Below are 10,983 nucleotides of genomic sequence, written 5' to 3'. Positions count from 1 at the left end.
ATGTTGGCAAGTGGCCTTTTTTTATACATAAATTAGCTGCCGTTTCCTACATTTCTAGTGTGCCATAAACATGCATTTTTGTATTCTGACTTGATCTTAAGCTTTATGTCCTGAGTATTTCCCTTAAATTAGATTGTATTGGTACTTAACATTTTTATGAGAATCGAAGCGTTTACGTTTGCTTGTGTTCCTCCTATAACTGAAGCAAGACCAACCGCTGCAGCAGATGAGTAATTACGGAGTGTTAGAATATCGTTAGCTATTACAGAGATAATAGCTTGCCCGTTGTTTTGCTGAGTCCCCGCGCCAGATCCATAGGTGGTTCCCGCGACAGGTAAACCATTTTTAAACAGTGTGAACTGGTTTGGTTCTGTTCCTGACACCGAGAAAGTAACCTCGTAGTCACCTGATATAAGAACTGTAATTTGCGAGGTACCTGGGATATGTGTGATTCCTGGAGTCATTATCCCGTTTGAATCAAAAATGACATCAGCCCCAATAGCTACTGTTTGAGGAGTTAGGTTGTATACATAAGCATATTCACACAATCCGCATAAAACTGACGATTCATCTGGTGCTGAAGCTTTAATTGGTCCAATAGATACGCTAGGAACTTTGCATACTACCTTACATGAGCATTCATGCTTCTTACAATCATTACATCTTCGTTTTTTACTATTCATTTTTTTCACCTCCATCTTAAGTATTATATTCGTGGAAAAGATGGAGGGACGGGCAAAGAACTATTGATTTTGCACAATCAAAGAAGGGCATCATAGTGATGGTGGTGTTATATAGGTTTTCATATGCTTATCAAAAAATGCGGAAAACTTCTTGAACTATCCTTTAATGGAAATCACAAACATATAAAACTAGAATAAGAAAAACCATGGAGTGAAGGACTAAAATTCCACATGTTATTAATGCTAGGTCAAATAGTATGAGTTTTTATAATTTTTTAATTTTTGATAGTTGTATAAAGTATTCTTCGAGAAGGGTGATTAGTTCATGCTGTCTCCGAATAATGTTCTGATTCTCTTCTTTTTTAGGATCATATGCCAATTCTTTGATGTGTGTTTCAAGAAATGAGTTCTGCTCTTTATTAAGACTAATTAGATTTTCGGTGATTTCTAAAGCTTTTTGTTTCTGTTCAGTTAATGCATTTCTAATCTCAGTAATGATATCCTCTCTAAATAAGATTAATGTCTCGGTTAATTGGTCGTTCTCAACACTTCGAAGTTCCTGCATTTGTTTAAGATGATGAGTGACATTAAGTGCTTCGTCCCTTTGACGGGTGAGGTTATTTATTTGCTTCTTGTAAAGCTCAATCATCCTCTGTTGCTTATTACTCTTGTATAATAATTCTTTATTGGATTGGAACAATCTATCCTGCTCGTACTCCGTTTCGCTTTTAGAGGAAGGATGGCTTGTTTTGTATTTATTTAGCTCTGACTGTAAATGAAGTACAAGTTGTTGGAGTTGGAGTACATTCTCTTGTTTAGAATTGTTATCAATCATCCTTACTGCTCCTTTCAATTTAACTCCTCTTTTTAGCTTCTTTTATCAGCTCCTTGAATTGCTGATTGTTTTCAGCAATTAAGGCATCAATTTCTTTTTCAATTTCTATTAACTGTTCCCCTTGGTGCATATTCTTCTTTGAAATTTCCATTTCCTTATTCATCATCATATAGATAATCAATAAATTGATGGTTTTGGAATCTAAGAAAACACAGCTATTTGAATGATTATCTTGCTGTGATAAATCACCAATCAATGCTTCTGTCATCTTATCAAACCAATTATGTATGTCTGCGCCTTTTGAATTACTCATTAATATCCTCCTCGATAGAAATAGTTCCACTTATATTGATAGCATTTAGCGCAGCCACCCCGTCTGTCATATCACTAACGTGAGTGTATCCTGTTATGCTTCCTGAGTATTCCTCTGAAGGCTTCCATATGATTTGAAAAGAAGAAAAAGTGAGCATTTCTCCTGGTAATATGATGGTATCTTCAATAGGTTTTAGATGAAATTCTTGAGAATTTGCCGGGTCATTAAGACGGATCCAGCCATTCTTCAGTTTGGAAGGTACGCGAGAACCAGAGTTGATATATTTACCGTGGAATGAAAATGCACCTGCATCAGATAGTTTGAGAATAATTTGCGGATTTTCAATTGGTTTATTACCTATATTTTTAATGTGGTAGGACGCAAGACACATATTATCGGAGTAAAGATGGTGAGCGATATTGAATGAATAAGTAAAATAACTAATGTAACTCGTTTTCTCCTCATTTAATTTAATGATAGCTTCTTTTAAATTTAAAATATGATCGCTTGTTGATCTTTTCAGTTCTTTCAGTTTGGATTCTAACGATTTCCTATCTGATTGCATATAATTCCCTCCTATAAAATGAAGAGAGGAATTCCCCTCTCTTCACCTTATGTGTCTCTGTGTTAAGGAATTACTGACATAGCATTTTTCACTCAGGGTAAACGGCATGACATTGAGCTGGTTTTGCGGGAGGAGGGCAAGCTCCAATTGCTAGATCTGCTCTCGGTTCACAATAATCAGCAAGAAATTCAACTGTGACTGGATACGTGGATTGAATGCTCTGGCAAGTTGTGATCGTAATGACTAACCCGGTAAAGGTGATTTGCTGTGTTGCAGCGTTAAGAGCTGGAACACCTGGGGAACTAATGATGCAATCCAAATCTGTATACTCAACCATAATGTCTGTCCCCTCTGGTGCACACAGCGTTACTTGCTCAGACCTCGAAACTGTCTGAGCAGGTCCTCTCAACACGGTACCATCAGCTAGAGTTACAAGCAGGACCAGACTAAAATTCTTCTGAATCGTTAGCTGTTGCAAGCATACTGATCGACCGTCAATCATGAAGGAACGATTCTCTCTCCGAAGAATTACGAAGGGATTCGTTGCAGCTGGAGTCACTTCACAAGAAACTACTGCATCAATCATATTTGTTGCACTCGTGATCCCTGCAAATGTCAATGGTGCTGCAGGTAGAAAGTAGTCAAACGTACTCTCTTTCATCACCCAGTCATACACTTTGTCGACATTAATGCAGATGAGCTCCTGATCAGGAAATTTTTGTTTCATTTTTATTTCACCTCCTGTAAGAGAATTGGTCTTGCATTCGTAGCATATGTGGTCGTAAACGCTAGGAATAGGCATAAAAAGGACTAGCAACGCAATTATTTTGACAATCAGGATATCAACCCGGCTGTCACAATAAGGCATCCTTCTCAATAAGATAGTACTGTATGTTTAACAATTGAAAGAGGTGTCCGAATATGGAAGCGAGTCATCAGCAAATTGACGAGTTAAAGCAAAAGATAGAGAAGTATCGCTTGGCGCTGGAAAGTTTAAAGACCGCTGAAGTGAATGATAGCTTGCAGATTGTAGAAAAAGTAGCGAAGCTGGAAGTAATTGTTCAGGAACTCGAACAGCACCTAAAAGAGTTAGCAGGGAAAGTGCAAATCACTCAGCTGCTATTGGATGAACTCCAGCAACGCACTGAAGGGAAAGGTTTGCCCGAAGAGACAAACCAAAAGGAAGGAAAGGGAGAAAATCCGCTGCTAGAAAGCAGTGAGATCTTGATCCCATCGTTTAGTGTGTTAAAGCAACTAGCTAGCACCACACCTTCACAATTAACAAGTTCACAGTCTCTCGATCATAGTGTGAAGCCTTTCTCCAATCCGAAGCACAAAAAAAATCAGTTTAAAGCATTGTCTCTAACTGAATCACTCCAATACGGTGAAACTGTTTTACAAGACGAATCAGCGGAATCCAAAAGCTTAGCAGTTGAAAAAGCTGCTCAAGAGGTCACGGAAGATAGTCTTCCTGATCATGTGGAAAAAGACGAAAGTGAACCACCAAAACCTGAAGAGCGAACTACAGGCTTTTGGAAAGGAATATTAAGAAAATAAAAAGGACATAATCGGGCCTTTACGATAGACAAAAAACATACAGTCTTGAGCCCGTCCCCTCTGCCTCCGAGAGAATAAGATAACGGGGAAAGGAGGTGTTACTATGGCAAACTATCGAAATAACGGTTGTCGCGGTTGTGGCAATCTTGCCGCCGCATCGTATTCATGCGAGAATACAAATGACTCGAGAAAAGATCGATGTGGAATCGTGGGACCAATTCGGGCGATTGATCGGGAATGTATTCCCTCTGCAGCAGCAAGAGGCTCCATTATTCCATTTGCTTCTGGGGCAGTTCCTGTCGCATTAACTTCACTGATCGGCGGATTAGTTGGCACTCCGTTCTTTATCGGCTTCGGCACCGCAGTTCCAGGTGTTATCCTGGCGAATAATACGATTAACTTGATCGGATTAGTCAATGAAGCTTTTACCGTACCAAGGAATGGGACGATCACGGCGATCTCTGCAACCTTCACACTGACTGCAGCCTTGTCAGTTGCGGATGAAGCAGCAACAGTTACCGCGCAGATCTATCGCGCGCCAGCAGGAAGTAATACGTTTAGCCCTACAGGGGTAAGTGTCGACTTGACGCCGCCGCTTACAAGCCTATTGACGGTAGGTACAACTCTCAGCGGTTCGGCTATCCCGGTCGCTCCAGTTTCTGTGGCCCCTGGTGATCGACTATTAATGGTGTATTCACTTTCGGGTACTTCAATAGCATCAACCGTTGCCGGTACTGCAAGTGCAGGCATTACAATTGCAGAGTAACAGTTGAGAAATGCCCACGTTCTTTGTGGGCGTTTTCTTCTCTCTTAGGGTTTGCAGAACATTAACTAAGACGCCTTATACATTTTCGGATAGGGCGTTTTTATTCATCTGTGTTCCTCCTCTTTGTTTGGTGTACTGATGATTCTTGAAGCGGCACACTGGCATACTTTTCGGCATAGAAACATTTAGAAACGTCTAAAACAATGCTTTTTGTCTTTTCTTATATCGAAAGAATATAGATATAACGCGTATTCTTCCCGCGTGCTGAACGTATATGTCAATTCCTCTCGCCTCCGCCATACATAGGTTGACCGCCACGGCTTGCGAGCTGCTGGCGGTTTTTTATATTCCGCTGTTTGCAGCCAGCGCGTTCATTTCTTTCTTCTCCATAATCTGCTATTATAAACATAACGACTAACAGGCCGAAAGGATGATGGAAATGGCAGGTCCAGCACTGAAACAGCTCCACTCCCACCGGGCGATCCACGAAGGCGGATTATCCGGCGCTATCGGAAAAACCGAAATGCTCATCGATTTCCTCCAGCAGGGGGATGAAAAGAATGCCGGGCGCGCGGCAGATGATCTCATCGATTACTGGAAGACACGCGTAATCAGCCACGCAGACGCGGAAGAAGAAGGATTTTACCTGGAAATCGCAGCGGAAAACCCTTCGCTTGAAAAAGCGGTCATCCAGCTGACTCGCGACCATGATCTCATGCGTTTCATCGTCGCGGATATCGAGGAGCTGAAAGAGAAGGAAGGCATCAGTCCTGCCGTTCTCCAAAAGTTCTACTCCCTCATCACCGTCAATGAACTGCACAGCCGCGAAGAGGAGCGTCTGCTGTTCGAACAGCCCGCTGAAGACTGAAGACCATCAAAAACACGACACGTCATCCGCACGATGGATGGCGTGTTTCGAACGAAAGGAGGCCATTGCATGATGCAGCAAGCACTCGGCGTACTCGCTGAGAAATTCGGCTACCCGTCTTTCCGGACAGGTCAGGAACAGGTGATCCAGCATGTCATGGACGGCGACGACACACTGTGCGTCATGCCGACCGGCGGCGGTAAATCGCTGTGCTACCAAGTCCCTGCGATGCTGATGGACGGCACGGTCCTTGTCATCTCCCCGCTCATCTCCCTCATGAAAGATCAGGTGGACGCCCTCTGGCAGCTCGGCATCCCCGCCGCCTACATTAACAGCACGTTATCAACGGAAGAATACTTCGGTACCCTTGAAAATGCACGGGACGGCCAGTATAAGCTGCTGTACATCGCTCCAGAGCGGCTCGAGTCTGAATCGTTCCTGCGTGAGCTCGGCCGGATGCGTGTGCCCATGATCGCGATCGACGAAGCGCACTGTATCTCCCAGTGGGGACACGATTTCCGGCCGAGCTACCGCAGCATCAGCCGGGTGCTGAACTGTTTCGACGAAAAGCCGGTGCTGCTCGCGCTGACCGCGACGGCGACGCCGAATGTAAGGGAAGATATCCGCGCACAGCTCGGTATTCCGGAAGATCAGACGGTGCTGACCGGCTTCGAACGGGGCAACCTGACGTTCACTGTCGTGAAAGGTGAAAACCGCGAGAAGTTCATCAAGGACTATGTCACGAAAAACAAAGACGAGGCCGGCATCATCTACGCAGCGACCCGTAAAGCGGTCGAAAGCGTGCATGACATGCTGCGCCGTTCTGGAGTGTCGGTTGCGAAGTATCACGGCGGGATGGGCGACCTGGAGCGCCAGCAGGAACAGGACCGCTTCCTGAACGACGAAGCGTCCGTCATGGTGGCGACGAATGCATTCGGAATGGGGATCGACAAGTCGAACATCCGCTACGTCATCCACTACCAGATGCCGAAAAACATGGAGAGCTATTATCAGGAAGCCGGACGGGCAGGACGGGACGGACTCGACAGTGAGTGCATCCTGCTGTTCGCTTCACAGGACATCCAGACGCAACGGTTCCTTATCGAGCAGTCGCAGGATCCGTCACGCATGAGGCAGGAAACGGAGAAACTGCAGGGCATGATCGACTATTGCCATACGGAAGACTGCCTCCAACAGCACATCATCACCTATTTCGGGGATCCCGTATCCGCACCATGCGGCCGCTGTGCGAACTGTACGGATACGCGGGAGCAGATGGACGTGACGCTCGATGCACAAAAAGTGCTGTCGTGCGTCATCCGGATGGGCCAGCGCTTCGGCAAGACGATGATCGCCCAAGTGCTGACCGGGTCGCGCAATAAGAAGCTGCTCGAGTTCCGTTTCGACGAATTGACGACATACGGGCTCATGAAAGAAAAGAATTCGAAGGAAGTATCCGACTTCATCGAGTTCCTGATCTCTGCGAACTGCCTGGCGGTCGAAAACGGCCAGTTCCCGACGATCCGGGTCGCGGAACGTGGGAAAGAAGTGCTCCTCGGGAACGACAAAGTATGGCGGAAAGGGTCGTTCGTCACGAAGCAGCTGACAGAGGACGATCCGCTGTTCGAACGTCTCCGCCAGCTGCGCCGGACGCTCGCTCAGGAAGCGGGTGTCCCGCCGTTCGTCGTCTTCTCGGACAAGTCGCTGAAAGACATGGCGATGAAGAAACCGGCAACTCCATCGGAATTCCTCGATGTCAACGGGGTCGGCCAGAGCAAACTGGAAACGTACGGCGAGGCGTTCATCGAAGAGATCCAGAAGTTCGAGCTGCAGGAAATATGATCAGAAAAAAAGATATGCCTGGGGTGTAACAGGATCAGGACTTGCGGATAAAATAGTAAATAGCATACTAATTGGGGACGCAATTCGCATAGGAATTGGCGTCCCGTTTTTTATGGCGGTTCAACGTGATGGCATCTAGTTCAGATGAGTGGGCATACCTAGTAGCTAGCTGAATTTTCGCATGGTATAAAATTATGTGCCATATGGAATTGTAGTGCCAATTGTGTTGCTGCTAAGTATGCTGATAGGTGATTGTAGAATTTTTTAGAAATACAGAAAACAGTGAAGAGAATGGATAATTTTGTAATAGAATAGAAATATGAAATCGGCCATGGTCAACAAATGCATCAAATCACGGAACAAAATATCCTTTTTTCAGACGCACGTTACATGAAGATTAAGTTTTTTGTGTCTCGAACATATTTCTTAGTTTGCAACTATTCAAAGAGGAGTTGTTTTACTTTGAAGATTTTTAAGGAACATAAGAATGCACGATTATTTGTTTTTGAGGGTGAAGATCATATATCATTTATCACCGACAAAGTAAATGCCTCCGAACACGCCCATTTCTACATTCAAATCACGATTGGTTTAAATCAGGTTTTCAATGTGGAGACAGAGAGCTTTAAAGCAACCGTTCGAGGCATAGTTATTGCCTCAAACGTTCCACACAATTTAGATGGTAATAGCTTTTGGCAATATTATATGTTGATTAATCCTGAATCCAACTTAGGTTTAGAAATAGAAAGACGTTTTTTAAGAGACAACAATACATATGAGTTGGATTTTCACCAGATTGAAAACATAATAAATTTGTTGGCAAATATAGAATGCTCTATTAGCTACAAGGCATCTATTAGACAGATAATGTGTCTCCTTGAAATACCATCTAAGAATTATGGGACCTTAGATAGCAGATGCGAAGATGTTATCAATATTATTAAAGGAACTCCATTGAATCAGCTTACAATTCCCTCTCTCGCACATCAGGTTTATCTTTCTGAAAGTCGTCTCTCTCATCTATTCAAGGAGGAAGTGGGCATTTCCTTTTCTAGCTATTTGGTTCATGAAAAAATCAGAAAATCTTTTCGTCTTATATTCGAAGGAAATACTTTAACAGATGCAGCCCTTGCAGCTGGCTTTAGCAGTTCTTCTCATTTCTCTCGATGCGTTCGTGAAAAGCTAGGAATGTCTCCAAGCACCATCACGAAAGATAGCAGATATATGAAAGTCTGAATCTCCTTTTCCGCTTATATTTGAGAAAGCTACAATAAGAGGAATGGACGTGAAAAGCATGTCGGAGAAAATTTATGAGGTTATCATTATTGGTGCAGGCCAAGCTGGTATCGCTATGAGTTATCAATTAAAGCAAAAAGGTGTTGAAAATCAATTAGTTATAGATGCACATATGCGTATTGGAGACTCGTGGCGTAATCGGTATAAATCACTTGTATTATTTACGCCGAAATCTTTTTCAGGACTCCCGGGGTTAAAAATGAAAGGTAATCCAAATTCCTATCCAACAAAGAATGAAATAGCTGATTATCTAGAGGATTATGTAGCGCACTTTAAATTGCCTTGCAGAATGGGTACTCTGGTTACCGGGATTGAAAAAAAGAATGGCTTATTTAACGTATTTACAGAAGAAGAAGAGTTACAATCAAGAAAAGTATTCATAGCTTCAGGAGCATTTCAAAAACCATTTATACCACCAGTAATTAAGAATGAGGGCAGTGCAGTTTCACATATTCATTCTTCTTTATACATTGAACCGAAAAGCCTTCGCAGTGGCTCTGTTTTAGTAGTAGGCGGTGGTAATTCAGGAGCACAAATTGCGGTAGAATTATCAACCGACCGAGAAGATGTTACCCTTGCTTTGTCTTATCCACCAACATATTTACCATTACGAGTTCTGGGGAAGAGCATTTTTTATTGGTTGGAGAAATTACAACTCCTATATGCCGGCGCAGATACGGTTAGAGGAAGACAGTTTAAAAAAAGTAATGATCCCATTTTCGGAACTGAATTGAAATGCGCCGTCAAAGAACAAAAGGTGAAAACTAAACCAAGGGTAACTGAAGTCTCAGGTGACCGAGTGACGTTTTCTGATGGTAGTACGTTGAAAGTGAACAATATTATCTGGGCGACAGGTTTCGTTCCAGCATATGAAATGATTCGTATCGATGGAGCAATTGATAAAAAAGATAAACCTTTACATAACCGAGGGGTTAGTCCAATTGATGGATTATACTATATTGGGTTGCCTTGGCAGTATAATCGTGGTTCTGGCCTTGTGTGTGGAGTTGGAAGAGATGCTAAGTATTTAGCAGATAAAATCTTTTAGTCTACAACAAACGGGCGGGATTGTTGAAGATCAGTGCCTAATCCCTCGTTACAACCTGTAGGAATTAGGCTTTTTTTATCTTTCAAAATCTATAATGTTGCATAGTTGCACTATGCTGCCGTCGCCCCATTGGTAACCGGAAAGCCGGAATTCTTCCCTACGTAAATATAAATGATACGGCGTTGTATCCTCTCTTAGATAATTTGTCTAACTGGATAATGAACACATCTTTCGTTTGGACACAGACGAATAGCTGTCGATCAGGGACACTTACTATCCAGTAATGTATTTACTTTATGAAGGATTCATAATGAATTTATTAATAAAAGAGTCGCCGCTTAAGTGGATGCGTCGCTTGTTTCCCGGGGCACGATGCCCCGAAGGGCAAAATACCTCGTATACAGAACGCAAAATGCCCTCAGCAATAACCTAAGAGATTAAAAGTATAAAAAAACATGTCGAGACCCATCACGACGTTGTGTCTGTCATTGACTATTTGAACGACAGAGCAAACAAGCAATTCAACGTCGCCTCAAAGGCGACAGCGTGATTGGTCAAAAGGCGTTTCCGACACGGCTACACAGTCGCGGATTCCAAAATGGTCGCGGATTGCAAGGAAGTCACCGACACGAAAGTGAAGAGCTGGCTTATCCGCACTTGCAGAAGTATTTACGCCCGTCCACGTTTATTCAATGCGACGAACTTTGTGAACTATTGGGAAGAATCGAGGGTGAGCGGCCCGCCGGTAAATCGTCCGCCAACACCGGTCGAACTGGACTTTAGCAACGGGGAGGCGTAACAGATAACGGGTCATGAGCAGGTTGAAAATTGCCCTGTACAGCTTTTAAAAAAGGGAAAGATCCAACAACTCATGGTTTGTTGGATCTTCTCTATTCCTTTACTCTCCCTGAATTTCTTTTCTTACTTGTGCAGGATTCGTGTCGCTGTATTGTGCCGAGCCCTTACCACCCGTCTTAGCAATCAATTCGTTTAGTTCGTTGTAAGTAAGTCCGGAATTGGCATTCAGCCGTTTCACTTCGTCAATGTCAGTACCGGCTACCGTGTACTTTTTTCGGGTTCCAATGAACTTCGCCTCCTTGTCATCAGTGTGTACGTAGTTCGGATTTTTATGACGGTAATCGGAAGTGTGGCTTTATATTTTGTGTTTTGTAATCTGATAGTTCCTATTCAGGCACGATCTTGGAAAATA

The 10,983-nt window shown here is 43.3% G+C and carries 11 protein-coding genes; 6 read left to right on the top strand and 5 right to left on the bottom strand.

The features are described from left to right. Positions 1 to 128: 128 nt before the first annotated feature. The 5 genes from NFU03_RS07300 to NFU03_RS07280 all read right to left on the bottom strand — a co-directional run bounded on the left by NFU03_RS07300 (position 129) and on the right by NFU03_RS07280 (position 3,123). The gene (locus NFU03_RS07300) at positions 129 to 683 is read right to left on the bottom strand and encodes a BclA C-terminal domain-containing protein (RefSeq protein WP_251637442.1); all 555 of its coding nucleotides are present in this window, start codon (positions 681 to 683) and stop codon (positions 129 to 131) included. Positions 684 to 948: 265 nt separating this feature from the next. Next, entirely contained in the window at positions 949 to 1,536 is a 588-nt protein-coding gene (locus NFU03_RS07295; protein WP_251637440.1) for a hypothetical protein, read from the bottom strand. 1 nt (position 1,537) lies between these two features. After that, positions 1,538 to 1,831 (bottom strand): hypothetical protein, encoded by a 294-nt coding sequence (locus NFU03_RS07290; RefSeq protein ID WP_251637438.1) that lies wholly within the window; start codon positions 1,829 to 1,831, stop codon positions 1,538 to 1,540. Next, the gene (locus tag NFU03_RS07285; RefSeq protein WP_251637436.1) at positions 1,824 to 2,396 is read right to left on the bottom strand and encodes a hypothetical protein; all 573 of its coding nucleotides are present in this window, start codon (positions 2,394 to 2,396) and stop codon (positions 1,824 to 1,826) included. Before NFU03_RS07285 ends, NFU03_RS07290 begins: the two co-directional genes overlap by 8 nt. Before the next feature lie 88 nt (positions 2,397 to 2,484). Continuing rightward, positions 2,485 to 3,123 (bottom strand): BMQ_0737 family morphogenetic spore coat protein, encoded by a 639-nt coding sequence (locus NFU03_RS07280; protein WP_251637434.1) that lies wholly within the window; start codon positions 3,121 to 3,123, stop codon positions 2,485 to 2,487. Between the two features lie 194 nt (positions 3,124 to 3,317). Between NFU03_RS07280 and NFU03_RS07275 the strand changes: the two genes are divergently transcribed. The 6 genes from NFU03_RS07275 (at position 3,318) to NFU03_RS07250 (ending at position 9,773) form a co-directional block, all read left to right on the top strand. After that, positions 3,318 to 3,953 carry a hypothetical protein gene (locus NFU03_RS07275; RefSeq protein WP_251637432.1) on the top strand — a complete coding sequence of 212 codons (636 nt, stop codon included), beginning with the start codon at positions 3,318 to 3,320 and terminating at the stop codon, positions 3,951 to 3,953. A 103-nt stretch (positions 3,954 to 4,056) separates the two neighbouring features. Further along, a complete protein-coding gene (locus tag NFU03_RS07270) occupies positions 4,057 to 4,719 on the top strand; it encodes an exosporium glycoprotein BclB-related protein (RefSeq protein WP_251637430.1) in 663 nt (220 codons plus the stop codon). 439 nt (positions 4,720 to 5,158) lie between these two features. Continuing rightward, positions 5,159 to 5,587: a hemerythrin domain-containing protein gene (locus NFU03_RS07265; RefSeq protein ID WP_251637428.1), complete on the top strand. Its 429-nt coding sequence runs from the start codon at positions 5,159 to 5,161 to the stop codon at positions 5,585 to 5,587. A gap of 69 nt (positions 5,588 to 5,656) precedes the next feature. Then, positions 5,657 to 7,429 carry a DNA helicase RecQ gene (gene recQ, locus NFU03_RS07260; RefSeq protein WP_251637427.1) on the top strand — a complete coding sequence of 591 codons (1,773 nt, stop codon included), beginning with the start codon at positions 5,657 to 5,659 and terminating at the stop codon, positions 7,427 to 7,429. A 462-nt stretch (positions 7,430 to 7,891) separates the two neighbouring features. Beyond that, positions 7,892 to 8,665: a helix-turn-helix transcriptional regulator gene (locus NFU03_RS07255; RefSeq protein ID WP_251637425.1), complete on the top strand. Its 774-nt coding sequence runs from the start codon at positions 7,892 to 7,894 to the stop codon at positions 8,663 to 8,665. 58 nt (positions 8,666 to 8,723) lie between these two features. Continuing rightward, positions 8,724 to 9,773 carry a flavin-containing monooxygenase gene (locus NFU03_RS07250; protein WP_251637478.1) on the top strand — a complete coding sequence of 350 codons (1,050 nt, stop codon included), beginning with the start codon at positions 8,724 to 8,726 and terminating at the stop codon, positions 9,771 to 9,773. The last annotated feature ends 1,210 nt before the right edge of the window (positions 9,774 to 10,983 follow it).

Origin of the sequence: Sporosarcina sp. NCCP-2716 (genome assembly GCF_023707985.1) — a bacterium.
Taxonomy (GTDB): Bacteria; Bacillota; Bacilli; order Bacillales_A; family Planococcaceae; genus Sporosarcina.
This window is presented reverse-complemented; position numbering and strand designations above follow the sequence as displayed.

What these genes read in the sequence shown, in the direction of transcription:
- NFU03_RS07300 (WP_251637442.1), bottom strand. Translation starts at nt 683, where the DNA reads ATGAATAGTAAAAAACGAAGATGTAATGATTGTAAGAAGCATGAATGC.
- NFU03_RS07290 (WP_251637438.1), bottom strand. Translation starts at nt 1,831, where the DNA reads ATGAGTAATTCAAAAGGCGCAGACATACATAATTGGTTTGATAAGATG.
- NFU03_RS07285 (WP_251637436.1), bottom strand. Translation starts at nt 2,396, where the DNA reads ATGCAATCAGATAGGAAATCGTTAGAATCCAAACTGAAAGAACTGAAA.
- NFU03_RS07280 (WP_251637434.1), bottom strand. Translation starts at nt 3,123, where the DNA reads ATGAAACAAAAATTTCCTGATCAGGAGCTCATCTGCATTAATGTCGAC.
- NFU03_RS07275 (WP_251637432.1), top strand. Translation starts at nt 3,318, where the DNA reads ATGGAAGCGAGTCATCAGCAAATTGACGAGTTAAAGCAAAAGATAGAG.
- NFU03_RS07270 (WP_251637430.1), top strand. Translation starts at nt 4,057, where the DNA reads ATGGCAAACTATCGAAATAACGGTTGTCGCGGTTGTGGCAATCTTGCC.
- NFU03_RS07265 (WP_251637428.1), top strand. Translation starts at nt 5,159, where the DNA reads ATGGCAGGTCCAGCACTGAAACAGCTCCACTCCCACCGGGCGATCCAC.
- recQ (WP_251637427.1), top strand. Translation starts at nt 5,657, where the DNA reads ATGATGCAGCAAGCACTCGGCGTACTCGCTGAGAAATTCGGCTACCCG.
- NFU03_RS07250 (WP_251637478.1), top strand. Translation starts at nt 8,724, where the DNA reads ATGTCGGAGAAAATTTATGAGGTTATCATTATTGGTGCAGGCCAAGCT.